Here is a 26,840-nt window from a genome sequence, read left to right on the forward strand (position 1 = left end):
AAGAAGATGAAAAGGATTTTAAGTATTGCTATTTTAGTTTTGTTAACCTCGTTCGCTTTTGCACAGAGAAAGCCAACTAAGTTAGCTCCAAGGAAAGCTGCACCAGTGGTTGCTGCTCCTGTGGCAGATACGGTGAAAGCACCTGTTAAAACAGCTAAGAAGAAACTAAAAGTACCACCGAAAGATGGTTTCTATGCGCGTAAGGATATAGACAGTACTGAGATGGTTCCTTTGGCTGATGTGAGAGAAGAAGATGTTTTTTATGCAAAACGGATCTGGAGGGAAATTGATTTGCGTGATACAGTTAATTCCGCATTGAAATCTCCGAAATCAAGATTAATTGATGTTTTAATTGCTGCGATTAAAAAAGACGAACTCACTGCATATTCGCCAATCGATAGTGCCTTAAACGAAGACGATGCTTTCCTTAATCCAATGTCTGCAGATTCTGCAGCTAAGTCGGCTTTAGGTACAGCAGAGGTTTCTAATAATAAAACCGGAACAGTTACAACAGTTGTTAATGATTTCAATCCGGAATTGTTTTTAAAATTCAGAATTAAAGAAGATTGGATCTTCGATACTAAACGTTCTATTTTTGAACCGCGTATTGTAGGTATTGCGCCTTTAAAATACAATGAGGTTTCTAAACAATGGCAACCTGTATTTTGGGTATACTATCCAGAGGCGAGGGAGATTTTAACCAAAAAACGTTTAGTCAATACCAATAACGATGCTTCTTCATTAAGTTTTGATGATTTCTTTATACGCCGTTTATTTAGTAGTTATATCGTTAAGGAATCAAACCCGGGAGATAACAAGATCAGAGATATTATCACTAACCCAAGAGAAAGGCTGTACGAATCAGAAAGGATCAAAAAATCAGTTCTCGATTACGAACAAGGTCTTTGGGAATACTAATTTTTAAAGCTTCGATGAAAATCGGAGCTTTTTTGTTTATTGAAGTTATTTTCATGTCGGTTGAAGTGAAGAAGTCTGTTCCATGTGTACGATTTTACTTGAAAAGACAAAGATTATCAAAGAAATTATCCCTGATTAAAATAAGCTTGAAGGGTGATTATCTGTTTTTTATTCAGTACCTCTGCTAATTCTTTCTCGGTAGCTTCTTTAATTTTTTTAACCGATTTAAAGTGGGTCAGCAGTTTATCGGCCGTTGTTTTGCCGATGCCCTCAATCTGCTCCAGTTCGGTTTTTAGTGTGCCCTGATCGCGTTTCTTACGGTGAAAGGTAATCCCAAATCGGTGGGCCTCGTCACGCAGTTGCTGGATTACTTTTAAGGTTTCTGATTTTTTATCTAAATACAAAGGATACGAATCGCCTGGATAAAATAATTCTTCCAAACGTTTGGCAATACCGATCACAGTTACCTTGTGCTCTATACCCAACAATTTTAAACTCTTCATAGCCGACGAAAGCTGACCTTTACCGCCGTCAATGATGATGAGCTGGGGTAAGGTCTGGTTTTCATCCAACATTCTCCTGTAGCGACGGAAAACGGCTTCTTCCATGGTTGCAAAATCGTTAGGGCCCTCTACCGTTTTCACATTAAAGTGGCGATAGTCTTTTTTGGATGGTTTGGCATCTTTAAAAACCACGATGGCCGAAACCGGGTATTTCCCCTGAAAGTTGGAGTTATCAAAACATTCGATGTGTTTTGGAAGCTGGGTTAAACGCAGATCTTTCTGCATGGTTGTTAAAATCCGGTCCGTGCGTAAATCTGGATTCAGCTTCTCATACTGATTGAGTTTCTCTTTTTTAAAGAACAACACGTTCTTTTGCGAAAGCTCCAACAGTTTTTTCTTTTCGCCCAGTTTTGGAACCGTAAATTTTAAACTTTCATCTTCTAACGATGGCTCAAAAGGAACAATAATTTCTTTCGAGGTACTGCTGAATTTTGTCCTGAACTCCAGCATCGCCAGCGTTAAAATCTCGTCATCACTCTCATCCAGTTGCTTTTTAACCTCAATGGTCTGCGTTTGGATAATCGTTCCGTTCATTACCTTCAGATAATTCACAAAAGCGTAACGTTCGTCAGAGGCAATGCTCACCACATCTACATTGGTGATGGCACTGTTTACCACGGTTGATTTACTCTGGTATTTCTCCAGTACCTGTAATCTCCGTGCGTATTGATGGGCCAGCTCAAAGTTTAAATCTTCCGATGCGGATTTAATAACTCCTTTAACATCGCGGATTACATTTCCGATTTTCCCATTCAGGATTTCTTTAATCTCGCCAATATTTTTGTCATAATCGGTTTCCGTCTGGTAATTCTGGCAAGGGCCTTTGCAGTTGCCAATCTGATATTCTAAACAAACTTTAAACTTCCCTTCGTCGATATTTTTCTCCGTTAGGGGTAAGCTGCAGGTACGTAAGGGATAGGTTTCTTTAATGAGGTCTAAAATCGTATGCATCATGCCTATTGAGCCGTAAGGGCCAAAATAGGTAGAGCCATCCTTGATTACTTTCCTTGTCCAGTAAATACGGGGAAAATTCTCATTCTTCACAATAATCCAGGGATAGGTTTTATCGTCCTTTAAATTGATGTTGAATTTCGGCTGATGTTTTTTAATCAGGCTATTTTCGAGCAACCAGGCATCAATCTCCGTATCCACAATGGTGAAAGTAATTTTACGGATCCTGGATACCAATACCCTCGTTTTGCCATTAAACTGGTTTCGGTCGGTATTGAAATAAGAGCCTACACGGTTACGCAGATCTTTCGCCTTACCAATGTACATGAGCTTCCCATCCGCATCCCAATACTGGTATACGCCGGGTTTATGCGGAATTGCGGTTAATGCTGTTTTATGGTCGAAACTGCTCATGAAAAATTAAAGGAGCAAAAATATAGTATTTTTAATAAAGAATAATATCAGGCATGAAATCGAAATCCTTCTTATTGTAAGTAAACAGTTCAATTTTATTTACAATCGCAGTTGCTCCGATAATTGCATCAGGTATTTGAAGATGATGACTTAGTTTAAAGCTTTCGATAAGTTCTATTGATTTTTGAGATATCTGACTATCAAAATGAATAATATCGTAATATTTAATTTTTTTCTTCATCTGTGCCAACTCGGTTTTATTTCCCATCCCTTGCAACAGTTCCATAGTTGTAACAGATGAAAGCACAATGTTTTCGAATCCGATTTTTTCTAACGATTCTATGGTTGAAATGTTGCCATTAAAAGCATGTATGAGAATATTGGTGTCGCATAAAACCATAAATTATTTTTTACGATTCCACGATTTGGCTCTTATCTCTTCTATATTTCTTGGCGTTTCTTTCCAAATGCCAAACAGTTCTTTAGGATTAATCGACTTATTTCCTTTAAGGATATTAGGCTTTGCGTTGTTCTGCGGAGAGATAATTTTAATGTTTTCTAATTTCATAGATTGAAATAAAGAAAGCAGCTTTTTCATCTCATCAAAATCTGATATTTCTAATGTAACTCTCATATATTTCAATTTTCTATTACAAATTTAATATTTATTACCTATAATCGGCTCAAAAATTTGGCTTGTTATTGAAAGCTAAAACCCCAACTTCTCATCCAGTTCGGTTGCACCTTCTTCCTGTTGTTGGTATTGGTTACAATCGAAAGTGATGGAAACGCCTGATTTTGGTGCTTCGAAATCAGCATGACTGATCTTTAAGGCCGGATTGGCATATACCCTTTTGATAAATCCTGCAAAAATTGGTAAAGCAGTATTGGCACCTTCACCCTGATTGGTGCTGATAAAGTGGAATGCCCTGTCTTCGCAGCCTGTCCAAACCCCTGTAACCAGTTGAGGGGTAATGGCCATAAACCAACCATCAGAATTGTTTTGGGTAGTACCTGTTTTTCCCCCTATCGGAGCATTAACTTTGTACTTATAGTTAAGTCTTGATCCGGTTCCATTGGTGATTACTCCTTTGAGCATTCTGGTCATCACATAAGCCACTTCTTCACTCATCACTGGTTTTGGTATTTCCTTTTGAGAGAATAATACCACACCGTTTTTATCCTCAATTCTTAACAAATAAATTGGTTTGGTATAGGTTCCTTTGTTCGCAAATGCACCGTAAGCACCTACCATATTATAAATCGATGAATCGAATGTGCCCAAACAGATGGAAGGATATGCAGGAACATTAGGGATGCCCATTTTGGTAGCCAATGCCGCTACCGCTACCGGACCAACCTGTTTCATTAAATAAGCGGTAACATAATTTTGAGAATAGGCTAAGGCTTTTTGTAGTGTAATATTGCCAGGTAATGGTTTTCCTGAAGATCCCGGTGCGTAAGGCTTTCCATATCCTTCAATAGTTACCGGAACATTAGCAACAGTATAACAAGGTGAATAACCATTTTCGATGGCTACCGAATACGTAAATGGTTTCGCCGTTGAGCCTACTTGTCTGGTTCCCATCTTCACCTGATCATATTTGAAATGTTCATAATTAATACCGCCAACCCAAGCTTTCACATGTCCGTTGGTGGGATCCATCGTCATCATGGCATTACGCAACAACATTTTGTAATAACGTACCGAGTCGATCGGTTTCATTACCGTATCGATATTACCCTTCCAGGTAAAAATGCTCATTTCTGTTTTGGTATTGAAATCATCTTTAATTTCATCATCCGATTTACCTTCTAATTTTAACGATTTATAACGGTCCGAACGTTTAATGCCCTGTTCAATCTGTAAAGTTTTATCTTTAAAAGGGTTTCGGCCTTTCCAGCTGGCAATGAACTGCGCCTGAAGGATTTTCATGTATTCCTTTTGTGCTTCCTCTGCATATACCTGCATGTCATAGTTCAATGTGGTATAAATCTTTAAACCATCGCGGTCTAAATCGTATGGTGTGCCATCGGGTTTGGTAATCGATTGTTCCTGGAAAATGGTTTTGATATCATTTTTCAGTACCGAACGGAAATATGGGGCAATACCGTCGTTAACGGTTGCCGCATTAAAGTGCAGGTTTAAAGGTTTTTCTTTTTGCTCATCAAATTCCTGCTGGGTTAAGAGTTCGGATTTAACCATTAAAGCCATTACCGTGTTCCTGCGGTCTCTTGAACGTTCAGGGTGGCGGGTTGGCGAATACATGGTAATTCCCTTTTGCATGCCTACCAGGGTTGCAGCCTGTGTTAAAGTCAGTTTATCGGGTGTGGTATTGAAATAAACCCGTGCTGCCGATTTTATCCCATAAGCCTGGTTACCAAAATCGACTGTATTTAAATACATGGTAATGATTTCTTCCTTGGTATAGTTGCGTTCTAATTTAACGGCAACAATCCACTCTTTAAACTTGGTTAATACCAAAGAGAAAAAATTGAGGTTTGATTCGCGGGGGAAAAGATTTTTGGCCAATTGTTGGGTAATGGTACTTGCGCCCTGTTTTTTGCCGATTAAATTGTAGCCGATAATTGAAAAGGTACGTTTGAAATCTATTCCAGAGTGCTCTTTAAAACGGGTATCTTCTGTGGCAATTAATCCGTTGATTACGTTTTCGGAAATATCTTTATAGGTAACATTCGACCTGTTCTGAACAAAGTAGGTGCCCAATGGACGGCCATCTTCGGCAATAATTTCGGAAGCCTGATTGCTTTTCGGGTGTTCTATATCCCTGAAAGAGGGAAGGGCGCCAAAAAGACCCAATCCGATCATGGAAATAAAAATAGCGAAAAGCGCGATTCCGCCGATCAGTATTTTCCAGATGATTAAACTATATCTTTTTGTTTCTTGTGCAGAAAGGGATTTATTCATTTTGTGTTGTTATTTTCCAATAATCTCCGGGATGGGAGATTTTGGATGCAAATTTACTAATTTTTTATAGAACAGATTTTTAGTCATCAGCTTAAAATACCCTACACTTATTTGTAATTGTCTTTTAAAAACTCCAGATACGCGTTAATACGTGAGCGGTCTGTTAGTTTGCCAAAATTCTCTTTACTGATAATAAAACCTTTGTACAGGTTAGCAGGAACCTTCATAATGTTCTTTAACTGACCTGTAATACTCGATTCGTAAATTTTTGCATCTTCTAAATCGATAAAACTGGTGATGTAAATCAACTGGTCGTTATCCAACTCCACCAATTTATGTTCCAAATCGTTATCAGGGTAATTTCCGCGGTTAAACTGTCCGATTCCAAAGCGGGATGAACTTAATGTTAAAGTGGCATCTGCTACATCGATTACATAATAGTATTCTTCTGATGTTGCAGCACTAAAAATACTGGCCGGTTTGGTCACATCGGCAGGTTTAACTTCAACAGGTTTGGTTACCGGAGCTGGCTCTAGCGTTTTTACAACTGCATTATCGGTTACCAAAGGTTTTACCGGAACAGCGGTTGGTGTAGCCTGACTTACAAAACGCGGTGTATTGGCATCAAAATCAATAAGGGCAACCGGGCGTTGTTTAAATTCATCGAGGTTTGCTTCAATATATTTTAAATGATCGCGTACCAGTGGGGTAATAATTTTATCATTTGGGTACAGCGTGGTGATCAGGTTGAATTCGGTAAGCAGGGGATCAATCTTTGCCGTACGGCCAACAGCAATCGCTTTTAAATAAGCATACTGAGGTGCTAAATCATTGTTTGGGAATGCAGCAATGTTGTCATCAGCCTGTTTAACTACGCCTGGATAATCTTTTTTTGCATAAGCATCAAAAGCCACATTGTAGTTGTTAATGGCAATGTTCTCCATCTCGGTCTGTTTGGCAGAGTACGTTGGATCTAAAATGTTCTTTGCAAAATTAGACTCGGGGAATTTGGTTAACACCAATTGCTTGTACTGGTCAGATTTTACTTCATCAGCACCCTTATAATTGAGGTGTAAACTGTAGTAAATGGCCACAAGGTGGTTGTTGTCTGGATATCTTTTAATCAGTTCGAGATAGATTTTATTTGCTTCCGGTTTATCGTTCAGTTCCTGTTGGTAAAAACTCGCGATTTCAAAATAGGCATCAATAATTTTCTGATCGGATGTGGCCAATAGGGCAGGGGTGGTAGGAAGACCATCCAGAAATTGTTTTTCCAAGGAAGTTTGATCTGCTGCGGCCTGATCTGTTTCATCATTTGCTGGTTTTATTCCGGTGGCTACATTTCCACCTGCTAAAACCTGGGCGGTTTCCTGTGCGGAAGACCTGTTGCTCTGTCTCCAGTTATCTTCCAGTTGTCTGTTGCCCCAACGTTTTCTGAAATCGCCAAAGCCATTGCTTATTGCAGCATTGTTGTTAAAGTAAAAGGTATTTCCAGTAGAGTTGTTCTGTGCATTTAACGATTGATTCGGGAAATTGGGGTCGTTTAAAAACTGGTTACTGATTACCCCTCCTGTATTACTAACTTCAACTTTAGGGGTTAAATAAGCTTTAACTTTTGCTTCGCGCTCACCTGCAGGAAGTTTGGCAATGGCCTGTGCGGTATCTTCTTTTGCAATAATGGTGTACCTGTCGGTTAAATATTTCAGGTTATCGGCCTTTTTTACAATGTTATCGTAATCAGGGAAGTTTTTAGGCAAAATCATTACGGTACTATCGTAATATAGCTTTGCTTTGATGTAATTGTTAAATTCTTTAAAGTTTAAATCAGCAATTCTTAAATAAGACAGTGCTTTTTGGTTTTGGTTCCGGGTACTTTTTGCAACTGATTTATGATAATTTTCCTCAGCTTTTACGAAATTTCCTTCGGCAGAGAAAAGCTCTCCAACCTGATAATAAATCTGATCGGTATAGTCGAAATTCTTATCGTCTTTTAATAAAGCAAGCAATTGATCTTCCTTATTCAATTTTACGCCACTCAATAATGCCTTGAGTTTAATGCGGTTTAAATTGGCATGAAAATACATTTCGAAGGGGGCATTGCTTTTTTCAACCCTGGTGAAATTGGCATAAGCATCCTGGATATTTTTCTCCCTTTCCTGCAACTGGGCAAGGATAAAGCGCCAGCGGATACGCAGTTGTTTTTCGGCAGGGAGGGCAATAGCGGATTCCAGGAAAAGTATGGCTTCTTTATTTCTTTTTTGATAGATGCGCATCTGTGCAGCGGTTGCCAATGGCTCGGCCAGATCTTTTTTCAGTTGATCAGAGGCACGCAACATGGTATCGAGAATTTTATCGGCCAGTACCATATTGTTCAATTGCATTTGGCTGCGTGCTTTCCAGTTCATCGCCATGATGAATGTTTTTAAATCTTGATTATAGGTTTTTGCCGTATAATCGAAGTATTCTGAAGCAATAAAATAATTGCCTTTTAGGTAATTTGCCTTCCCCAAGAGCATATAGGCATCATCAATATAGTTGCTAAAACTTTTATCGTTGATGATGGTTTGTCCTTTTGTAATGACATCATCCAATTGTTTATTGGCTACGCCCGGCGTTAAAACCAGGTTGATCTGGGGCTCAGGATCGAGATAAACAGGTAGGGTTTTTTCGTAATTATCTGCATAACTTTGCAACAAACTCTCGTTATATTCTGTAAGTAACACATTGGAGTTATAGATATAGTTATATCTTGCCGTTAGGTTTTGGAACCTGCGGTCTACAGCGGTATCTTTATTTGCGACGCAGCCATAGATCAGGAGGACACTAAAAAAGATGAGGAGGGAATTTAAGTTTTTGCTAGCGTAATTTTTCAAGTATGATCAATCTCTTAGGTGGATATACAATAAACAATATATATAGAAAAATATTTTATTTGGCAACAAATTTTAATTATTCAAAGTTAATTTAATTATTGCATTAAAAAATGGAAAATCCGAAAGAAGAAAATACAAAGAAAAAGGTAAATGCAGCCGTTAAATATTCTGCTATCGGCTTCCAGATGTTCGCCACCATTGGCCTGTTAACTTTTATTGGTTATAAGATTGATGAGCACAGAAACAGCAAAACCAATCTCATTACCGCGGCTTTTGCATTGGCAGGTGTGGGCATTGCCTTGTATCAGGCCATCAGGCAGGTTACCAGAGATTAGTTTTCAGTAGGCAGTTTTCGGTTAACCAAACCAGCAACCTGGCAATCCATCACCCTTAACCAATTACATCGCAACCAATGAATCTTTTAAGTTGGGAGTTTGGGTTTGGGAGTGCTTAACCATTTAATATTAAGCAACGAAACAATAAGGCTATTGCCTCAGTTCACCGGTTAACCCATTCATACTGTTAACCAACCTTTATAATAATTCTCTTCCATACTAGTTACTTGATACTAAAAACCTTATCTTTGCAAAAGGTTTTATCTGCTAAGAAATTATACATTGACTCTAGCCAAATTTACCAGTATCTATTTCATTTTTATAGGCCTATTAATAGGTGTTGTTGCCGTTTTACCGCTATTATTTCCTGATAAACTATTATTTATAAGCAACTTTTGGGTGATGTTTGGCTTTTTGGCCGGTATAACCTATATCGCTTATATGTTGGTTGATATTGGCATAAAACGTGATCCTGAGGTTGGTGTAATGGCCATTATGGGATCAATTGCAGTGAAGATGATTTTTTGTATGGCTTTTGTGTTGATTTACAGTATAAAAGCTAAGGGAATTGGGCTTGTATTTATGCTTAATTTTTTTTCTTTATATTTATTGTTTACGGCCTTTGAAATTTACTGTTTGTTACGTAACTTGCGCCACCAAAATTTAAAGTAAAAAACTGCCAATAAATGGATTGTAACCGAGTTTTTGTGTCTAAAGTTAAAAGGCTAACTATTGTTTTTACGCTTTTAATCGCGTTTTTATCTATCAAAATTGATACTTTCGCTCAGGTTGATAGCGCTGTTGTTCCTGTTGATAGTATTGCAGCCGACTCTGCACATGCGGGTGCTGGCGAGCACGCTGCTGCCGGGCACGAAGAAAAGAAATTCGAGCCTACAGATGTAATCATGGAGCACATTGCCGATTCGCATATGTGGCACCTTTGGGGCCATACTTCATTGCCTCTTCCTGTAATTTTATATACTCCGAATGGCTTAGAAGTTTTCTCTTCGGCTAATTTCCATCATGGAGAACACGATTATAATGGTAAATACAATAATTACCGTTTAGAAGAAGATCATATTAAAGTGGTTGGAGCAGATGGAAAAATTGATGAGGAGGCCAGTAAATCTGTTTTAGATTTCTCTATTACCAAAAACGTTGCGGCAATGTTCGTGGCTATTCTGTTGATTTTGATTGTATTTATCTCAGTAGCGGGAGCGTATAAAAAACGTATTGGCAAAGCGCCAAAAGGTTTACAATCTTTCATCGAACCGGTTATTGTTTTCGTTAGAGATGATATTGCTAAACCAAATATTGGTCACAAGTACGCTAAATTCATGCCTTATTTGTTGACTACATTCTTCTTTATCCTATTTAATAACTTATTGGGTTTGGTGCCAATTTTTCCAGGTGGTGCTAACGTTACAGGAAATATCGCATTAACATTTGTAATGGCTTTGGGTACTTTGCTTATTGTAAACCTAAATGGTAACAAGTATTATTGGAAACACATCCTCTTACCTGATGTTCCGTTTTGGTTATGGCCACTAATGGTTGTTGTGGAGGTTGTTGGTATTATCTCTAAGCCCTTTGCATTAATGGTGCGTTTGTTTGCTAACATTACCGCAGGTCACATTATCGTATTGAGTTTAATCTCGTTAATTTTTATTTTCGAAACACTGGCTATTGCACCAGTTTCAGTGGCATTCGTAATATTTATGGATATACTGGAATTACTGGTAGCATTTTTACAGGCTTTTATTTTTACATTACTTACTGCTTTGTTTATTGGAATGGCAGTAGAAGAGCATCATTAATAGAAAACTATTTTTTACAATTAATATAAATTAAATTAGTTATGGTAGGTTCAATCGCGGCAATTGGTGCCGGTTTAGCAGTAATCGGTGCAGGTATCGGTATCGGTCAAGTAGGTGGTAAAGCAATGGAAGGTATTGCTCGTCAACCAGAAGCTGCATCAAAAATTCAGACTGCAATGATTATCGCTGCTGCCCTTATCGAGGGTGTTGCTTTATTCGGTGTGGTAGTTGCATTATTAGGTAACAGCCTTAAATAATTCAAACTGAAAAATTTAGGTAGGGTATTTAACGATTGGTTATTTACCCCACCTTATTAACAAGATTAAGATTAAAAAAATTAGATAAGATGGATTTAGTAACCCCAAGCATAGGATTAGTTTTTTGGACTGGAATATCGTTTCTGTGTTTATTGATATTACTTAGGAAATTTGCATGGAAACCTATATTAGGTGCCATTCACGAACGTGAGCAGAGCATTGATGAAGCCCTTAACAAAGCTGAGTTGGCCAAGCAGGAAATGGCCCGTTTAACCAGCCAGAATCAGGATCTGATGCAACAGGCCCGTGCTGAGCGTGATGAGATTTTAAAGGAAGCTAAAACCTTAAAGGACGGTATCTTAAACGAGGCTAAAAAACAAGCTCAGGTTGAAGGTGCTAAATTGATTGAAAAAGCTAAAATCGAAATCGAGAACCAAAAGAAAGCAGCTTTAGCTGAAGTTAAAGACCAGGTTTCTTCTTTATCATTAGAAATTGCCGAACGCGTTTTACGTAGTCAGTTAGATGATAAAACTAAACAGGAAACTTTAGTAGCGAACTTGTTAAAAGACGTTGAATTAAACTAGTTTTGAGAAAATAGATTTGAGACACTAGATATTAGATAGGGGATTCATTCTCACATCTTCCATCTCACATCTCACATCTCACACCTAAGAATATGTCAGAAATTAAAGTTGCAAGCAGATACGCCAAATCATTAATAGACTTAGCCGTTGAAAACAACGCGTTAGAGGAATCGTATAATGATATGGTTTTGTTTGAGAAAGTGGTTGATGAGACCCCTGAACTAGAAGCAATATTAAAAAACCCGATTGTACCTTTAGATAAAAAGACGGGTATTTTGAATGGTATTTTTGCTGATAAAGTAAATAAACTAACCATCACATTTTTCAAGATTGTGGTGAGCAAAGGCCGTTCAGCAATTTTATTTGCCACAGCAAAACAGTTTATACAACAATATAACTTAATTAAAGGTATTGTTACTGCTGATGTAACTACTGCGAGTGCTTTAAGCCCTGAAGCTAAAGCGCAGGTTATTGAGATTGTAAAAAGAGAATTAAAAGCTAATCAGGTTATTGTTAACGAAAAAATTAACGAGAAACTGATTGGTGGTTTTATATTAAAAGTTGGCGACAAACAATTTGATGCTAGTATTGCCAGCGGTTTAAGTAAACTTAAAAAAGAATTTGCGCAATAGCGCGGGGCGATAAACGTGTAGCGGAAAAACGCCATGCGCCAAAGTCCAAACAAAAAGAATTGCGATAAGCGGATGGCGAATAAATGCCAAGCGCCATGCGCTAAGCACTAAACATTTACAAAAAGATATAAAGTAAAATTATGGTAGAGGTAAGACCAGACGAAGTATCGGCAATTATCAGACAGCAATTGGCGGGCTTCAAATCAGAAACCGAACTGGAAGAAGTTGGTACCGTGTTGCAAGTGGGCGACGGTATTGCCCGTGTTTACGGTTTAACTAAAGTTCAATCGGGAGAATTAGTTGAATTTGCAAACGGCCTGCAAGGTATTGTATTAAACCTTGAAGAAGATAACGTTGGTGTGGTACTTTTGGGTGCTTCAGACGAGATCAAAGAAGGTGATACGATTAAACGTACCAAAAAAATTGCCTCTATTAAAGTTGGTGAAGGTATGCTTGGCCGCGTGGTGAATACTTTAGGTGAGCCTTTAGATGGTAAAGGCCCTATCTTAGGTGAAACTTACGAAATGCCTTTAGAGCGTAAAGCACCAGGTGTAATTTATCGTCAGCCGGTAAATGAGCCTTTACAAACGGGTATTAAAGCAATCGATGCAATGATTCCAATTGGTCGTGGTCAACGTGAGTTGGTTATTGGCGACCGTCAGATTGGTAAAACTGCTGTTTGTATCGATACCATTATTAACCAAAAAGAATTTTATGAAGCAGGCCAGCCTGTGTTCTGTATTTATGTAGCTATCGGTCAGAAAAACTCAACTGTAGCCAACATTGTACGTACATTAGAAGAAAACGGCGCTTTACCATATACAGTTGTTGTTGCTGCTTCGGCTGCAGATCCTGCTCCAATGCAGTTCTATGCTCCGTTTGCAGGTGCTGCAATTGGTGAGTTTTTCCGTGATACAGGTAAACCGGCTTTAATTGTTTATGATGATTTATCTAAGCAAGCCGTTGCTTACCGTGAGGTATCTTTATTACTTCGTCGTCCACCGGGCCGTGAAGCTTATCCAGGTGACGTTTTCTACTTACACAGCCGTTTATTGGAAAGAGCTGCGAAAATCAACGCTAACGATGATATCGCTAAAAACATGAACGATTTACCTGAATCTATCAGACACATCGTAAAGGGTGGTGGTTCATTAACTGCTTTACCGATTATCGAAACTCAGGCAGGCGACGTATCAGCATATATCCCAACCAACGTAATTTCGATTACCGATGGTCAGATTTTCTTAGAGTCGAACTTGTTCAACTCAGGTATCCGTCCGGCTATTAACGTAGGTATCTCGGTATCTCGTGTGGGTGGTAACGCGCAGATCAAATCGATGAAAAAAGTAGCAGGTACTTTAAAGTTAGATCAGGCTCAATACCGTGAGTTAGAGGCGTTCTCTAAATTCGGATCGGATTTAGATGCAGCAACGAAATCTGTTTTAGATAAAGGTGCTCGTAACGTGGAAATGTTGAAACAAGCGCAATTCTCTCCATTTACTGTTGAGAAACAAGTTGCAATTGTGTACGCGGGTACTAAAAACTTAATGCGTAGTGTTCCGGTTAACAAGGTTAAAGAATTTGAAACTGAATTCTTAACGCAATTGGAATTACGTCATCCGGAAACTTTAGCTGCCTTAAAAGCCGGTAAATTTGATGATGGCATTACCAGTGTTTTAGATACGGTAGCAAAAGAGATTTCAGGTAAATATTAATAAGATTTGAGACATGAGATTTGAGATTTGAGATAGGACAGAAACGTCTAAAATCTCATATCTCACATCTCACATCTAAATAAAGAATGGCTAATTTAAAAGAAGTAAGAAACCGGATTGCATCGGTACAATCAACACAGCAGATTACCAAAGCTATGAAAATGGTTTCGGCAGCAAAGTTGAAACGTGCTACCAACGCAATTATCGCTTTACGTCCTTATGCAACTAAACTGAAAGAGATATTAGGTAATCTCTCGGCAAGTTTAGAAGGGTCTTCATCACCTTTTATTCAGGAGCGTGAGCCCAATAAGGTTTTAATTGTTACTGTATCATCAAACCGTGGTTTGGCCGGTGCTTTTAACATGAACGTAATTAAAGCGGCCAACAATTTAATTGCTGAAAAATATAGCGAACAGTTGAAAAACGGTAATGTGAGCATTATTTCTATCGGTAAGAAAACCCAAGACTTTTACGAAAAACGTAAATACAATGTTATTGGTAACAATAATGAAGTATATTCTGCTTTAACTTTCGAGAATGTAACCAAAATTACAGATGCGATTATGGCTGGTTTTATTAAAGGGGAATTTGATAAGGTAGAAGTAGTTTATAACCGTTTTAGAAACGCAGCTGTGCAGTTTATTACTACTGAACAATTGTTGCCTTTACCTAAAGCACAAGAAACAGCAGCTGATCTGAAAGATAAGAAAACAACAAACGTTGACTATATTTTAGAGCCTTCACAGGAAGAAATTGTAGAACAGCTGATCCCTAAATCAATTAAAATCCAGTTGTACAAAGCCGTGTTGGATTCTCACGCTTCTGAGCACGGTGCACGTATGACATCAATGGATAAAGCAACTGAAAATGCCGGAGAATTATTGAAAGCCTTAAAACTTTCATACAACCAGGCGCGTCAGGCAGCAATTACAACTGAGTTAACTGAGATTGTAAGTGGAGCAGCAGCATTAAACGGATAATAGTTTGCAGTTCTCGGTTTTGAGCTTGCAATTCTGATTGCATAAAATAGAAAGCCTATTTCTGAATTGAAATAGGCTTTTTTATTGTCCGTTTTAATTGTAATCCAAAATTATTATATTTTTTTCGGATTGCAATCCAAAATTATTATGTTTTTTACGGATTGTAATCCAAAATTATTATACTTTTGTATGTTATATATTTGCGATGATCATTAGGAAACAATTGGATTATGCCTTTGCAAGGCTCTTTAAAGGCAAAGCCTTTATTATATTTGGCCCAAGACAAACCGGTAAAACTACTTTCGTAGAACAGTTGCTCACCAAAGTAGATAAAAGGACATTGTACCTGAACGGAGATGATGCAGATGTGCGGGAAGCTTTAGCCAGGCCCAATGCCACGCAGATTGCGCAGCTGCTTGGTGACTATGAGGTGCTTTTTATTGATGAAGCCCAACGGATCACTGACGTTGGCTTATTGATTAAAATTATCGTCGATCGCTTTAAGAAAGTTCAGGTTATCGCTACCGGTTCATCAGCTTTTGAATTGTCAGGAAAGATTAACGAGCCCTTAACCGGACGGAAATACGAAATGATGCTTTTGCCTTTTTCGTATGCGGAACTGATAAACAATACCGATTTTCTTACCGAAGAAAGATCCTTGGAGCAGCGTTTGATTTATGGTTCCTATCCAGAAATTATTAATGACCCGCACAATGCAGAAGAACATTTAAAACTACTTGCAGATAGTTATTTATATAAAGATCTGTTTGCATTGGAAGAGATCAAAAAGCCAATGTTATTTGAGAAAATTGTAAAAGCATTGGCCTTACAGGTTGGGAGCGAAGTTAACTTTTCAGAGTTGGCACAGTTGGTAAAAGCTGATCAGAAAACCGTAGATAAGTATATCAACCTGCTCGAAAAATCTTTTGTGATTTTTACCTTGCCCGCCTTTTCGGGCAATGTTCGCAACGAGATCAAAAAGAACAAGAAGATTTACTTTTACGATACCGGCATTGTGAATGCCATTACACGGAATTTTATTGCATTGGCAAATAGAAATGATGTTGGCGCACTTTTCGAAAACTACATGATTGCAGAACGGATGAAGTTTTTACACCAGCATCAAATAGAAGCCGAATGCTTTTTCTGGCGCACTACGCAGCAACAGGAAATTGACTACATTGAAAAAACAGAAGAGAAATTTTTGGCGGTAGAGTTTAAGTGGAATGAAAGGAGTAAAAATAAAATCCCTTTAACTTTTACACAGGCCTATCCGGATGCAGAAACGCTGATTGTATCAAAAGCCGATAGAGGAAGCTTTTTGAATGGCTAATTTGTAAAGAGTAGAAGCTCATTTCGCTTAAGAAATGGGCTTCTCTTTATTTATAAAATGGAGTCATACTTGCTCATCACTAATCTCAAATATCCATTTTCTAATTTTTTACTCACATTCTTTTCGTTGTAAACCGTTGCATTAAATTTAGCTTCTAAAATAGATGTGCCAGACTTTAATTTCTTTAAACTTATGATTTCAAATTTTGAATTTTTTTGAGCATCAGGACTTAGTAATGGTGTTCTAAATGATTGTGAACTAAATGTATTAAAACCACCATATAAGCTTATAGCAACACCATTTTGTATATTATCTCTACCATAATCAAGCGCATAATTTCTGGTCCCAACAGTAAATAAATCCATAACATCTTTTGGTCTCAAAATCACTGATTGCACCATCGATGCTTTGCTATAGGTTTTAATGAATATTACATCGACTTTTTGACCATCAGTATATATTCCATATATTCTTGAGTATAAAACAGAATCTTTAATGCCAGATATATAATAACCGTTATTTACAATTGAATCTACTTTTGAATACGGTTGTCTGTTACTGGCACCTGAAAAGCTTGAAAAATCAGATAGCTTATAAGTGATCCCATCTATGCTGTAAGATATACTGTCTTTCGCATACTCGAGTGGATCTTCTTTCTCAATAGCTGGTGGTTCGGTAATTGGATTGTCTTTCTTGCAGGCTGCAAAGAAAAGTAGGGCAATAGCTATCCCTAGTAAGTGTTTGTTTTTCATTGTAATTGATTTTATTTGTGTGTAGCCAAAAATAATAATTTTCTGTAACTAAAAACTTAATTGATGAAAAAAAATCTAATTACTACTCTGTGTTTGTAGTTTATGGTTTACTTACGTGTATTCTAGTTGATTTGTTTTTACCTTCAGGATTTTATTTGATCTATTTTTGGGAAGCTTTTTCAAGTCCGGTTAGTTAGCCGCTTTTAATATCTTTGCAGTATAATATCAAGACATGAAAAAATACATCTTTATCATTTTATCGCTTGTTCCTTTTTTTGCTACCGCTCAAAACCCTGCGAGAGATTACACCAATGCGGTGCTTTGGCAGCAAACTTCGGGTGAATACAGAGCCTTATGTTTTCAGGCTTATAACTTTGCCCGATTATCGCTAAAAGAAGCCTTATGGGCCGATACCAGCAAAAAGCCAAACTGTGTAATTGTTGATATTGATGAAACGGTTTTAGACAATTCTGCTTTTCAGGGACACGAAATTAAAAAGGGTTTGAGTTATCTACAGGAAGATTGGACGGAGTGGACAAGTTTAGCCCAGGCAGACACAGTTCCGGGTGCATTGGCCTTTTTGAAGTTTGCCGCCTCAAAAAACATCGAAACTTTTTACGTAAGTAACCGCGATGAAAAGGATTATGCAGCTACATTGAAAAACCTGCAGCATTTTGGCTTTCCTTATGCAGATGATGCGCATTTAATCGTATCAAAAGGAACATCCAACAAAGAACCCCGCCGGCAAAAAATAACAGAAACGCATGACATTCTGATGCTGTGCGGTGATAATTTAAGCGATTTTAGTAATGTTTTTTACCGTGAGCAGAAAAATACGGTTGAGCAGGTAAACGTAAGCCAGCACCAGTTTGGAACGAAATATATTGTATTGCCAAACCCCATGTACGGCGATTGGGAAAAGCCTTTGTATCAGAGCGAAAAGCTTAGTGATCAGGATAAAGCGAAACAAAGATTAGAACGATTAAAAAGTTACTAAGTTTTAGCATTATTCGGCAATAAGTATTACTTTTGCAGCATCATAAAAATAAGCATTATGGAGAACAACGAATTAAAGCACAATACAGAAAGCATGAAAACGGCTAACCAGCCAGGAATTTATAAGTTAATAATTTTTGGTGTAGTGGTTTGCATGGTAGGTACTTATGCACGTTTCGCTTACGATTCATGGCAGGTATCATTGGCATCTTGGATTGTTTTGTTCATCGGTGCAATTATTGCCATTAAAGGTGTATTCAAAATATTAGACGCATAAGCAATTTGCTTTCAAATATAAAAGCCGGCCATGTTATTCATGACCGGCTTTTTTTGTTTTTATCTGCCCAGAGCAAGTTTTAGAAGTTTGCATAGCTAGGATAAAGAGAAAATGTTTTTTGGAAATGTGCGGTAATCTGTTAATGGCAGCCTGCAGTCCTGCTATCGCTTCAAGTCCTCGCTCGTGCCTCACTGTGGGCTTTTCGCTATATCAGGTTTAATAACAGCAGTTCCGTGTTACAAACAGTTGTTTCGATGGCCATTGAAGGCCGTGCCATTTTAAAACTGATGCGGTTTATTTACATCAGTAGACCTTTCGGTCTTAAACCTGACAGTAGCGGGCACCGAACGCAGAGAGGTAAAGCGGATGGCAGGACTACCGCAACCGATGTACATAGTAACCTGCTTTTCAAAAAACACAATTAAAGGCTCAATTCAAAGTTCTCAGGTTTGCGAAATCAACGAGATTTTTAACGATCGAACTAAAGCTGATGGCGGGGGAGGCTGTAAGCCAATCGCTCCGGTATTTGCTTTCGAAAAATAAAATAAGCTTGGGTTTCCATTACCGTCAAGTTTGAAACTCACATTTGTTTTATGGAAATCCAGACTATATAACATCTCTATATAAACATTTCGCTTTTTGGGTTACCTAAATCACTTTGTAGTATTAAGTGAAAAGAGCGTTATAAACCAACCTAAAACGCTGAACTTCTAATGGCCATTTGAAGCAATATTTAAAATGATTATTTATTTAGAACCACACAATCATGAAAAGGAATATTATTGCTGTTGCCATAATTTTAACAATTTTTGGCTGCCAAAATGAAAACAAAAAATATGCAAGTGCTGATGTTGTTGAGTCAAATGAGTTAAATAAGGAAATCTCAGATAGCACATTAGCAGAGAAAGTCATCAAAACTGCAGATATGCGGTTTCGGGTGAAGAATGTTCAAGATACCAAGGAACAACTTAGTAAAACCATCAAAGCCGAAGGCGGCACTGTTGCTGAATTCTCCATCGAAAGTACCATACAGGAAACTGATAAGGTTAAACAATCTACCGATTCGTTAAAAGAAATAACCTCTTATCGAACCCAAGGTTATCTGGTGGCTAAAGTTCCGTCGGAGAAACTGGATGAGTTTACAAACACCATCGCAAAAATGGCTGTTTTTGTCGATAACCAATCGATGAAAATGGACGATCAAAGCATCTCTTATTTGGCTAATAAATTAAAGGCCCAGAACCGGATTGATGCGATTGAAAAAATCAATAAAGTAGCCTCGAAAAAAAGTGCCAATGTAGAATCCTCTCTCTATATCAAAGACGATTATGTGGATAAGAGAATCGAAAATATGCAAATCGATAACCGTGTAAAATTTAGCACCATTACGCTTAATTTTTATCAGGACAATACCGTTAAAACCATGATTGTGGCCAATGATAATCTGTATGATTACCGCCCCGCATTTTTAAACAGGCTTTGGCTGGGTATTGTAAACGGCTGGACGATCTTTAAAGAAATCATTATTGCTATTTCTAATTTATGGATGCTGGTTTTGGTGGGTATCTTCGTATTCTTCACTATAAAATATTTTATCCGTAAGAATAAGCTGGCAATGGAAGAAGCGACAAAAAACATGATCGGTCAGGCCAGGCAATAAAGCGCTATTGATGATTGTCATACTAAGCGCAGCGAAGGATCCCTGACCGATGAACACAGCGAACCCAATCCTTCGACAGGCTCAGGATTGACATTCTCTAGATTAATCCACTCAATGATATTATGGTGATTCACCAAGGCGCTCTATGGTTCGTGTCCGCACGAACCATTTTAAATTACATAGATTATTTACTTATATGTGCTGGCATATAGATTGCTTCATTCCTGTGTTTTGATCCCCACGCTTCAGTTCGCACTGACGAATTAGTGGACTCCACTAACCCATTATTTCTTCGGTTTAACTGCTATACCTTTAACCTTGGTTTTATTGTCGCTTACAAAAGATTCCCAGCCCGAATAGGTTTTAGATTTGCCACCTGAGGTAATTTTCTGAAAAGAGTGGCACACTGCTACGGCCAAACCATCGGTAGCATCTAAAAACTCAGGGGTTTCTTTAAAATTTAATAATCTTTGCAGCATGGCGGCCACTTGTTCTTTGGTGGCATTACCGCTGCCTGTAATCGATTGTTTGATTTTACGTGGTGAATACTCGGTTACTGAGATATTTCTGGAGAGCGCGGCCGCAATGGCAATGCCTTGCGCACGACCAAGTTTTAATAATACCTGAATGTTTTTTCCATAAAAGGGTGCTTCAATGGCCAGAACATCGGGTTTGTACTGATCGATCAAAACCACTGTTTTTTCGAATATGCGCTGAAGTTTAAGAAAGGGATCATCTAGGTGGGTCATTTTCACTACCCCCAAACTGATCAGTTCTGTCTTATTTCCCTTCTCTAAAATTACGCCATAACCCATCACCGCGGTGCCGGGATCGATGCCCATAATTACCCGTTCCTTTTTTTCGTTCAACATTACAGCAATATTAAGCATATTTGCAAAAAGAAAGACTAATCTTGACAGGCAAGAACAAAAAAATATTATCACTTCTGATTAAAGCCGCAATTGTAATATTTGCCTTTTGGTTCATCTATCATAAGCTTGTCGCGAATAAAAACCTGCACGATTTTAGTACGCTGTTAAAAGATATTCCCCAAATAGAAATTATTACGGTTATAGGCATTGTGGTACTACTGATGTTTGTGAATTGGTTTTTAGAAGCGGGCAAGTGGAAATACCTGATGAGCCATATCGAGCCCATCGGTTTTTACAGGGCCATCGAATCGGTGTTCTGTGGTTTAACGTTGGCTATTTTTACCCCTAACAGGCTAGGTGAGTACGGAGGAAGGGTATTTTTTCTTTCACCCAAAAGAAGGATTGTGGGCATCGTAGCCATGAGCGTAGGCAGTATTGGCCAATTGGTGTTAACAAATGTTTTTGGAGCCATTGCGGCCTGTTTTTTTGTTTACCGTTTTATCCCGATAGATCGTGTACTTTTTATTGCGATGGTGGTTCTCGCGGTATTCTTTTGCCTGTTTTTTCTGATTTTCTACTTTAATATCCGATGGTTAAACGGCATTTTGCTTTCCTTTAAATTCACCAGGAAATACAAGAAATTTTACAGCATTTTAGCGAGGTACCGAAAAAGGGACCTGCTCAAAATTATCACTTACTGTTTTGCCCGCTATCTGGTATTTAGCTCACAATATTTCATTTTGTTTGTGTGGCTGGTGCCAGGCTTACATTATGCAGATATCATAATGATGACCTGTTTGCTCTTTCTGGTACAATCGGCATTACCATCACTTGATCTTTTCGATGTGGGTATCAGGAGCGTTACCGCTGTTGAATTATTTAAACATGTAACTGATCAGCATGTGGCTGTTATTGCATGCACAGCAAGTATTTGGCTGATAAATATTATAATTCCTGCTATCTTAGGCACTTATTTCGTTTTTAAACTCAATTTTTTTGGAAATCTTAAATCTAATTAGTCTATTTTCTGCTGCTTTAACCTTAATCTATGGTTTTTTAGTCCTTTATTTTATCAAAGGATGGCACAGTCTGGATTATTTTACCCCACAAAAATCAGACCCTCAAACTAAAGTCTCTATCATTGTGGCTGCCCGCGATGAGGAAGCCAATATCAATAAAACCATTGATGATCTGATTGCACAACAATATCCTAAAGTTTTAACAGAAATCATCATTATTGATGATCATTCTACCGATCGCACAGCAGAAATTGTATTAAGTTATGCCAATCAGAATGTGAAACTGATCAGGCTAAATGAAGACAGGGCTTTAAATTCATACAAAAAAAAGGCGATACAAACTGCAATCGGAACCTGTTCGGGCGATTTGATTATTACTACTGATGCCGATTGTAGGATGGGGCCACACTGGCTGGCAACTATTGTGAACCTGTACGAAGTGAAAAAATATAAGATGATTTCCTCCCCTGTAGCTTATTTTCAGGAGAAAAGTTTCTTTGAACGTTTGCAATCGCTAGAGTTTCTATACCTAATCGGGTTGGGCGCCTCAACTATTGGCAATAAGCAGCCATCAACCTGTAACGGCGCAAATTTAGCCTACGGGAAATCAACTTTTTATGAAGTTGGCGGTTTTCAGGGGATAGATGACCTGGCCTCGGGTGATGATGAGTTGTTGCTCCATAAAATTGCTGCTAAATATCCTGATCAGATCGGTTTTTTAAAGAATAGAGATGCCATTGTATATACCCATGCAAAAGAAACTTTGGGCGCTTTTATACAACAGCGCAAACGCTGGGCCTCGAAGAGTACCCGCTATAAAAACAAAGCCATTATCGTATTGGGTGTGCTCATCTGGATATTCAATCTCTCTATCCTCGGAAATTTTATTACCGGCCTTTTTATTCCCGCTTTTCTAAGTATCACATTTTATCAGTTATTGGTTAAAATGCTTTTAGAAACCTTATTTTTATGGGATGTTACCGGCTTTGCAAAAAGACGCAGCTTACTTATTTTAATCCCGGTTCTAAATGTTTTACACGTCCTTTATATGGTTTATATTGGAATTGCAGGAAACAGCGGAAAATACAATTGGAAAGGCAGAATGGTTAGATAATGGATAATAGCCCATCAAAAAAAGTATGGTTAAAGTTTAAGCGAAACAGGTTTGCCTTTGGTGGCTTGCTGTTTATTTTGCTGTTGATGATGATGGGTATTTTAGGCTATCTGATCATGCCTGATGACTCTCCAAATGCGAATATTCAAACCCTTCAACTCAATAAAAAGAAACCTGGCAGCTCATTTACTTTTTTAATTATCGCTAGGAATCCAAAGATTGAAAAAGTCAGCTTTTTCGAAAGGATGTTTAATGGGCAAACACCAGCTTTTAAAAGTATCCCGATTACTTCCTATAAAATAAAAGATCAGGCTGTTTATGTACAGGAATATATTGGAGAGGAGGAAAAAGCCAAAGAAACAAGGTATGAATTAAAAGATTTATGCCCTTCTTGCGTGTTGCCGTCAAAAATTGGTACACCTCAAGTACTTTTCGAAGAAAATAACATCTACAAACAGACTTATATTTTAGGAACCGATATTTATGGCCGTGATGTATTGAGCCGGTTGATTTTGGGTATACGTGTTTCACTCTCTGTAGGTTTAATGGCCGTGCTCATTTCCCTTTTTATTGGGGTAAGTTTAGGCGCAATAGCGGGCTATTTTGGCGGACGTATTGATGCGGCAATCAGCTGGTTTATGAACGTGGTATGGTCCTTACCATCATTATTATTGGTTATCGCGATATCATTTGCTTTAGGGAAGGGTTTCTGGCAGATATTTATTGCGGTAGGTTTATCCACCTGGGTTGATGTAGCCAGATTGGTGCGCGGGCAGGTAATGGCTTTAAAAGAAGTCGAATTTGTAGAGGCGGCCAGAGCCCTTGGCTATAGCACAAGCAGAACCATTATCAAACATATATTACCGAACATCGCCGGGCCCATTTTAGTGGTTGCTTCTTCTAATTTTGCTTCAGCCATATTATTAGAAACAGGTTTAAGCTTTTTGGGTTTTGGCGCCCAGCCGCCTATGCCAAGCTGGGGAAGCATGATCAAAGAACATTATGGCTATATTATTATGGATGCCGCGTACCTGGCTGTTTTGCCAGGATTGGCCATTATGCTTACGGTTTATGCCTTTAATGTGCTGGCCATCGGTTTGCGCGATGCCTTTGATGTAAAAGGACAGAACGTTACGGTTTAAATGGTCATAAAAAAGCAGTACCCCTTAAGATACTGCTTTACCCTTAAAAACAAAAAAATTAAGCTGTTGCGGTTAGTGTATTTCCCGAAACCGTAAGCGGATAAACTTTTAATGCATTAGTGGTGCCACCATCATTAGGCTGTGCCAAAATACTGCCTGTAGTGGTATATCTCGAACTGTGCAAGCCACATTGGATATAATTACTGGCCTGGATAAAGCTCAGTGCACCACCCTGGTGTGGACAAACCGCCTGCGTAGCGGCAAACGAAGTTGTCGCATTTCCAGTTGCAGTGCGGATAAACAAAATGCTGTTTACCACAACAGAGGCACCAACAGTTAATAATTGGGTGCTCAGATCTACGCTTGCCGTGGTTCCGGTAGGAACACCACCGCCATTTGGCGTGCTGGGCTCAGGTGAATCACTTTTTTTGCCACAGGCCGAAAAGCAGGCTCCTGTACATACCAAGGCCACACCAAGGCCTAAAGATTTGATAAATTCGTTACGTTCCATAATAATTGTTTTGTTGGTTATGATTTGGTTGAATTTGATCTACTTTGCTTTCTTCTTGTCAAAAGAAAACCTTCTGGCAATGCTAAAACCCCAACGGTATTGTCCCTTTAACCAGGAAGTATTGGTGTCGGTTATAAACTGCGATTCCTGTATGGCCGTGGCATTGGTAAAGTTGAGGTGGAAAATGTGACCACCAGTTTCAAACTCCAGTCCGGCACCCAATGTGTTGTAATATTGATTGCCTGAAGTACTTTCGAGATAAGCCTTTTTATCTTTATCCCTGAACGGAATTGTATAATCTGCCACAAAAGCCATGCGTTTAGTAATTTTAATACGACCCCCAACCGACACCGCAAGCATATCGTTCTGGTCGCCAAAAACAGTAAAATTGCGGTGCACGTATGACGGCATCACCAACACCGAGAAGTTCGGGTTAAATTTGCGTGCAATTACTGCTTGCACCACATAAGCCAAACGGTCCTGGAATTCGCCGAATGCATTAGCTGCGGTCGGGTCGGTCGAAGCTTTTACTGCAGAAAGGGTAGTGCTGCCAAATAAAGTTACCGCAAGAGGTATTTTATCGTCGGCGGTTTGTTCCAAAAGCCGGTATTTTAAGTTTCCTTCGTAAAGTTGTGTAACTACCCCGGCTCCCTTTGCCCTTGATAAACCTACCGAAAGCCTGTCGCTGATCCCGTATTCAAAACCAATACGGATATCTGTTGATTGATCGAGCCCGAAAAAGTTTTTGGTCCCCCCCGCACTACCTGCAATATCTCCAAACCGGTGATCTACCCTGAAATCCAGTTCGTTCCTGTAAATGGTTTCGTTGGTTTGTATGTTAATGAGCTTGGTGGCTTTAAAAGTGGCCTTTACATTACCTTTTTCTTTAGGCATCTGCAAGGCATTTTCAAGCGAATCCTGCCCAAAAACCAGCGATGGCAAGCCGATAACAAATAAGTATAAAAGAGATTTTAGATGATATTTCATAAGGTTTATTTTTTAGGTTGGTAAATAGCAGTCATTTTTACGAGTATAGTTTCTGCAATCTGTTTGAAAACAATCGTAGGAACTTTGATATTATGATCGACCAGTTTTACATTAAAGGAAGAGGTTGCCTTAGCTTCATCACCCGTAATCACCAGCGATCCTTTAGCTTGGTATTCTTTGGTAACCCCATGGATCTGCAGATTTCCCTTTACGGTGATGGGATAGGTACCTGGTTTCGAAAAGTCGATCTGTTCTACAATTTTCCCTTTAAAATCCGAGGTAGGATATTTATCGCTTTCAATATAATTCTCGTTGAAATGTTCCTGCATCAATTTTTTCTTAAACTCGTAAGAAGTATTATTGATCTTGAAAATGATATCATTGGTTTTGGTATTGATGGCCGAGGCCCCTGATTTGCTCTGCGCATCAATATCTTCTACGGGTGTTGAAGAAAAAAATGAAGAAGTTACGTTTTTGCTTACCCATATCTGCGCTCTTAAGCCTGTACATAGTAACAGGGTCATTAAGGTGAAAAGTAGTTTTTGCATCGGTGAAATAATTAAGTGATTAGATAAATATTTTTTTGCAGAGCTTAATCTTTTTAGTTTGAATGCACTATTCTGGCATGCCTTTGTCAAACCATGCCTGTAACAATTCTCGTTCGCTTACCGTTAACGTACCGCCTTGAGGCATGGTTTTGGTCACTAAGACGCTGTTGGCCACACGTGCATCACTTTTTATAGAGGCCAAACCGTTGAATGCCCATACAACTTTAACTGAACCGTTAGGGCCATGGCAATTGTTACATTTAGTCTGGAACAGTGCACCTGCAAAATTAGTGTAGGTTACGTTTGCAGTAGTTACTGGTGTCGGGCCGGTAGTGATCGGACTATCGGGCTTGATTTCCTCTGCTTGTTTTTTGGAACAGGCAAAAAGTAATGTCACAAACATGGCCGGTAAGAAGATGTAATTTTGTTTTTTCATAGGTAATTATTTAAAATGTGTATTGGAGGTAGATTCTTTATTTGTTAAGTCATTTGATAGAGAAGAATTGTTAGGGATTTTGCTGATAAGCAGCTAATTTTGCTTTTCTTTCGTTGATATACACAACATGATCAGAAAGGCAGCGAATAAAATCACGATAACCTGTTTTTTTGAGGTCATATCCAGATAGTTTTAGGGTTTATGTTCTGTTTATTTAAAAATTAT

28 protein-coding genes are annotated in these 26,840 nt (G+C 38.5%); 17 read left to right on the top strand and 11 right to left on the bottom strand.

All coding sequences use genetic code 11. From position 1 onward, the window contains the following. The first annotated feature begins 6 nt into the window (after positions 1–6). Positions 7–918 carry a type IX secretion system ring subunit PorN/GldN gene (gene porN, locus AC04Q1_RS10735; RefSeq protein WP_478364443.1) on the top strand — a complete coding sequence of 304 codons (912 nt, stop codon included), beginning with the start codon at positions 7–9 and terminating at the stop codon, positions 916–918. 125 nt (positions 919–1,043) lie between these two features. On the opposite strand, the gene uvrC is transcribed toward porN, so the two are convergent. From uvrC to porW, 5 genes are all read right to left on the bottom strand, one after another. Then, the gene (gene uvrC, locus AC04Q1_RS10740) at positions 1,044–2,846 is read right to left on the bottom strand and encodes an excinuclease ABC subunit UvrC (RefSeq protein WP_478364445.1); all 1,803 of its coding nucleotides are present in this window, start codon (positions 2,844–2,846) and stop codon (positions 1,044–1,046) included. Positions 2,847–2,877: 31 nt separating this feature from the next. After that, positions 2,878–3,246, bottom strand: a complete 369-nt coding sequence (locus tag AC04Q1_RS10745; protein WP_478364447.1) for a PIN domain-containing protein — start codon at positions 3,244–3,246, stop codon at positions 2,878–2,880. Positions 3,247–3,249: 3 nt separating this feature from the next. Next, a complete protein-coding gene (locus tag AC04Q1_RS10750) occupies positions 3,250–3,480 on the bottom strand; it encodes a hypothetical protein (protein ID WP_478364449.1) in 231 nt (76 codons plus the stop codon). Between the two features lie 75 nt (positions 3,481–3,555). Then, the gene (locus AC04Q1_RS10755; protein ID WP_478364451.1) at positions 3,556–5,775 is read right to left on the bottom strand and encodes a transglycosylase domain-containing protein; all 2,220 of its coding nucleotides are present in this window, start codon (positions 5,773–5,775) and stop codon (positions 3,556–3,558) included. Positions 5,776–5,882: 107 nt separating this feature from the next. Next, positions 5,883–8,648 (bottom strand): type IX secretion system periplasmic lipoprotein PorW/SprE, encoded by a 2,766-nt coding sequence (porW, locus tag AC04Q1_RS10760; protein WP_478364453.1) that lies wholly within the window; start codon positions 8,646–8,648, stop codon positions 5,883–5,885. Positions 8,649–8,758: 110 nt separating this feature from the next. Between porW and AC04Q1_RS10765 the strand changes: the two genes are divergently transcribed. From AC04Q1_RS10765 to AC04Q1_RS10805, 9 genes are all read left to right on the top strand, one after another. After that, entirely contained in the window at positions 8,759–8,983 is a 225-nt protein-coding gene (locus AC04Q1_RS10765; RefSeq protein ID WP_478364455.1) for an AtpZ/AtpI family protein, read from the top strand. Positions 8,984–9,385: 402 nt separating this feature from the next. Then, a complete protein-coding gene (locus tag AC04Q1_RS10770; protein WP_478364457.1) occupies positions 9,386–9,655 on the top strand; it encodes a hypothetical protein in 270 nt (89 codons plus the stop codon). 14 nt (positions 9,656–9,669) lie between these two features. Further along, positions 9,670–10,800 carry a F0F1 ATP synthase subunit A gene (atpB, locus tag AC04Q1_RS10775; RefSeq protein WP_478364459.1) on the top strand — a complete coding sequence of 377 codons (1,131 nt, stop codon included), beginning with the start codon at positions 9,670–9,672 and terminating at the stop codon, positions 10,798–10,800. 41 nt (positions 10,801–10,841) lie between these two features. Continuing rightward, positions 10,842–11,057, top strand: a complete 216-nt coding sequence (gene atpE, locus AC04Q1_RS10780; protein WP_055912908.1) for an ATP synthase F0 subunit C — start codon at positions 10,842–10,844, stop codon at positions 11,055–11,057. Between the two features lie 89 nt (positions 11,058–11,146). Beyond that, the gene (locus tag AC04Q1_RS10785) at positions 11,147–11,641 is read left to right on the top strand and encodes a F0F1 ATP synthase subunit B (protein WP_316843254.1); all 495 of its coding nucleotides are present in this window, start codon (positions 11,147–11,149) and stop codon (positions 11,639–11,641) included. Between the two features lie 92 nt (positions 11,642–11,733). Continuing rightward, positions 11,734–12,273 (top strand): ATP synthase F1 subunit delta, encoded by a 540-nt coding sequence (gene atpH, locus AC04Q1_RS10790; RefSeq protein ID WP_478364461.1) that lies wholly within the window; start codon positions 11,734–11,736, stop codon positions 12,271–12,273. Between the two features lie 140 nt (positions 12,274–12,413). Next, positions 12,414–13,988 (top strand): F0F1 ATP synthase subunit alpha, encoded by a 1,575-nt coding sequence (atpA, locus tag AC04Q1_RS10795; protein WP_478364463.1) that lies wholly within the window; start codon positions 12,414–12,416, stop codon positions 13,986–13,988. Between the two features lie 86 nt (positions 13,989–14,074). Continuing rightward, a complete protein-coding gene (atpG, locus tag AC04Q1_RS10800) occupies positions 14,075–14,968 on the top strand; it encodes an ATP synthase F1 subunit gamma (RefSeq protein WP_478364465.1) in 894 nt (297 codons plus the stop codon). Between the two features lie 205 nt (positions 14,969–15,173). Then, on the top strand, positions 15,174–16,301 hold the full coding sequence (locus AC04Q1_RS10805; protein ID WP_478364467.1) for an ATP-binding protein: 1,128 nt from the start codon (positions 15,174–15,176) through the stop codon (positions 16,299–16,301). 50 nt (positions 16,302–16,351) lie between these two features. Here the strand turns inward: AC04Q1_RS10805 and AC04Q1_RS10810 are convergent, their stop codons facing one another. After that, positions 16,352–17,053 carry a hypothetical protein gene (locus AC04Q1_RS10810; RefSeq protein WP_478364469.1) on the bottom strand — a complete coding sequence of 234 codons (702 nt, stop codon included), beginning with the start codon at positions 17,051–17,053 and terminating at the stop codon, positions 16,352–16,354. 232 nt (positions 17,054–17,285) lie between these two features. Between AC04Q1_RS10810 and AC04Q1_RS10815 the strand changes: the two genes are divergently transcribed. The 4 genes from AC04Q1_RS10815 (at position 17,286) to AC04Q1_RS10830 (ending at position 19,986) form a co-directional block, all read left to right on the top strand. Continuing rightward, positions 17,286–18,050, top strand: a complete 765-nt coding sequence (locus AC04Q1_RS10815) for a 5'-nucleotidase, lipoprotein e(P4) family (RefSeq protein WP_478364471.1) — start codon at positions 17,286–17,288, stop codon at positions 18,048–18,050. A gap of 57 nt (positions 18,051–18,107) precedes the next feature. After that, on the top strand, positions 18,108–18,326 hold the full coding sequence (locus AC04Q1_RS10820; protein ID WP_316843260.1) for a hypothetical protein: 219 nt from the start codon (positions 18,108–18,110) through the stop codon (positions 18,324–18,326). A gap of 233 nt (positions 18,327–18,559) precedes the next feature. After that, a complete protein-coding gene (locus AC04Q1_RS10825; RefSeq protein ID WP_478364473.1) occupies positions 18,560–18,751 on the top strand; it encodes a hypothetical protein in 192 nt (63 codons plus the stop codon). Positions 18,752–19,092: 341 nt separating this feature from the next. Beyond that, on the top strand, positions 19,093–19,986 hold the full coding sequence (locus tag AC04Q1_RS10830; RefSeq protein WP_478364475.1) for a DUF4349 domain-containing protein: 894 nt from the start codon (positions 19,093–19,095) through the stop codon (positions 19,984–19,986). A 284-nt stretch (positions 19,987–20,270) separates the two neighbouring features. Here the strand turns inward: AC04Q1_RS10830 and ruvC are convergent, their stop codons facing one another. Further along, entirely contained in the window at positions 20,271–20,858 is a 588-nt protein-coding gene (gene ruvC, locus AC04Q1_RS10835; RefSeq protein ID WP_478364477.1) for a crossover junction endodeoxyribonuclease RuvC, read from the bottom strand. 41 nt (positions 20,859–20,899) lie between these two features. Between ruvC and AC04Q1_RS10840 the strand changes: the two genes are divergently transcribed. The 3 genes from AC04Q1_RS10840 to AC04Q1_RS10850 are packed head-to-tail and all read left to right on the top strand — an operon-like array spanning position 20,900 to position 24,133. Beyond that, entirely contained in the window at positions 20,900–21,877 is a 978-nt protein-coding gene (locus tag AC04Q1_RS10840) for a lysylphosphatidylglycerol synthase domain-containing protein (RefSeq protein ID WP_478364478.1), read from the top strand. Next, positions 21,855–22,991: a glycosyltransferase family 2 protein gene (locus AC04Q1_RS10845; RefSeq protein ID WP_478364480.1), complete on the top strand. Its 1,137-nt coding sequence runs from the start codon at positions 21,855–21,857 to the stop codon at positions 22,989–22,991. The genes AC04Q1_RS10840 and AC04Q1_RS10845 overlap by 23 nt, the downstream gene beginning before the upstream one ends. After that, entirely contained in the window at positions 22,991–24,133 is a 1,143-nt protein-coding gene (locus AC04Q1_RS10850) for an ABC transporter permease (RefSeq protein ID WP_478364482.1), read from the top strand. Before AC04Q1_RS10845 ends, AC04Q1_RS10850 begins: the two co-directional genes overlap by 1 nt. 58 nt (positions 24,134–24,191) lie before the next feature. On the opposite strand, the gene AC04Q1_RS10855 is transcribed toward AC04Q1_RS10850, so the two are convergent. From AC04Q1_RS10855 to AC04Q1_RS10870, 4 genes are all read right to left on the bottom strand, one after another. Further along, on the bottom strand, positions 24,192–24,644 hold the full coding sequence (locus tag AC04Q1_RS10855; protein WP_478364484.1) for a QcrA and Rieske domain-containing protein: 453 nt from the start codon (positions 24,642–24,644) through the stop codon (positions 24,192–24,194). 39 nt (positions 24,645–24,683) lie between these two features. Continuing rightward, positions 24,684–25,631, bottom strand: coding sequence for a DUF5777 family beta-barrel protein (locus AC04Q1_RS10860; RefSeq protein WP_478364486.1), 948 nt, complete (start codon positions 25,629–25,631; stop codon positions 24,684–24,686). Between the two features lie 5 nt (positions 25,632–25,636). Further along, positions 25,637–26,179, bottom strand: a complete 543-nt coding sequence (locus tag AC04Q1_RS10865) for a YceI family protein (RefSeq protein ID WP_478364488.1) — start codon at positions 26,177–26,179, stop codon at positions 25,637–25,639. A gap of 67 nt (positions 26,180–26,246) precedes the next feature. Continuing rightward, positions 26,247–26,582 (bottom strand): hypothetical protein, encoded by a 336-nt coding sequence (locus AC04Q1_RS10870; protein ID WP_478364490.1) that lies wholly within the window; start codon positions 26,580–26,582, stop codon positions 26,247–26,249. Positions 26,583–26,840: the final 258 nt, after the last annotated feature.

It is taken from the genome of Pedobacter humicola (assembly GCF_056490705.1).

Coding starts and splice junctions, on each gene's coding strand:
- porN (WP_478364443.1), top strand. CDS start 7: ATGAAAAGGATTTTAAGTATTGCTATTTTAGTTTTGTTAACCTCGTTC.
- uvrC (WP_478364445.1), bottom strand. CDS start 2,846: ATGAGCAGTTTCGACCATAAAACAGCATTAACCGCAATTCCGCATAAA.
- AC04Q1_RS10745 (WP_478364447.1), bottom strand. CDS start 3,246: ATGGTTTTATGCGACACCAATATTCTCATACATGCTTTTAATGGCAAC.
- AC04Q1_RS10750 (WP_478364449.1), bottom strand. CDS start 3,480: ATGAGAGTTACATTAGAAATATCAGATTTTGATGAGATGAAAAAGCTG.
- AC04Q1_RS10755 (WP_478364451.1), bottom strand. CDS start 5,775: ATGAATAAATCCCTTTCTGCACAAGAAACAAAAAGATATAGTTTAATC.
- AC04Q1_RS10765 (WP_478364455.1), top strand. CDS start 8,759: ATGGAAAATCCGAAAGAAGAAAATACAAAGAAAAAGGTAAATGCAGCC.
- AC04Q1_RS10770 (WP_478364457.1), top strand. CDS start 9,386: ATGTTTGGCTTTTTGGCCGGTATAACCTATATCGCTTATATGTTGGTT.
- atpB (WP_478364459.1), top strand. CDS start 9,670: ATGGATTGTAACCGAGTTTTTGTGTCTAAAGTTAAAAGGCTAACTATT.
- atpE (WP_055912908.1), top strand. CDS start 10,842: ATGGTAGGTTCAATCGCGGCAATTGGTGCCGGTTTAGCAGTAATCGGT.
- AC04Q1_RS10785 (WP_316843254.1), top strand. CDS start 11,147: ATGGATTTAGTAACCCCAAGCATAGGATTAGTTTTTTGGACTGGAATA.
- atpH (WP_478364461.1), top strand. CDS start 11,734: ATGTCAGAAATTAAAGTTGCAAGCAGATACGCCAAATCATTAATAGAC.
- atpA (WP_478364463.1), top strand. CDS start 12,414: ATGGTAGAGGTAAGACCAGACGAAGTATCGGCAATTATCAGACAGCAA.
- atpG (WP_478364465.1), top strand. CDS start 14,075: ATGGCTAATTTAAAAGAAGTAAGAAACCGGATTGCATCGGTACAATCA.
- AC04Q1_RS10805 (WP_478364467.1), top strand. CDS start 15,174: ATGATCATTAGGAAACAATTGGATTATGCCTTTGCAAGGCTCTTTAAA.
- AC04Q1_RS10810 (WP_478364469.1), bottom strand. CDS start 17,053: ATGAAAAACAAACACTTACTAGGGATAGCTATTGCCCTACTTTTCTTT.
- AC04Q1_RS10815 (WP_478364471.1), top strand. CDS start 17,286: ATGAAAAAATACATCTTTATCATTTTATCGCTTGTTCCTTTTTTTGCT.
- AC04Q1_RS10820 (WP_316843260.1), top strand. CDS start 18,108: ATGGAGAACAACGAATTAAAGCACAATACAGAAAGCATGAAAACGGCT.
- AC04Q1_RS10830 (WP_478364475.1), top strand. CDS start 19,093: ATGAAAAGGAATATTATTGCTGTTGCCATAATTTTAACAATTTTTGGC.
- ruvC (WP_478364477.1), bottom strand. CDS start 20,858: ATGTTGAACGAAAAAAAGGAACGGGTAATTATGGGCATCGATCCCGGC.
- AC04Q1_RS10850 (WP_478364482.1), top strand. CDS start 22,991: ATGGATAATAGCCCATCAAAAAAAGTATGGTTAAAGTTTAAGCGAAAC.
- AC04Q1_RS10855 (WP_478364484.1), bottom strand. CDS start 24,644: ATGGAACGTAACGAATTTATCAAATCTTTAGGCCTTGGTGTGGCCTTG.
- AC04Q1_RS10860 (WP_478364486.1), bottom strand. CDS start 25,631: ATGAAATATCATCTAAAATCTCTTTTATACTTATTTGTTATCGGCTTG.
- AC04Q1_RS10865 (WP_478364488.1), bottom strand. CDS start 26,179: ATGCAAAAACTACTTTTCACCTTAATGACCCTGTTACTATGTACAGGC.
- AC04Q1_RS10870 (WP_478364490.1), bottom strand. CDS start 26,582: ATGTTTGTGACATTACTTTTTGCCTGTTCCAAAAAACAAGCAGAGGAA.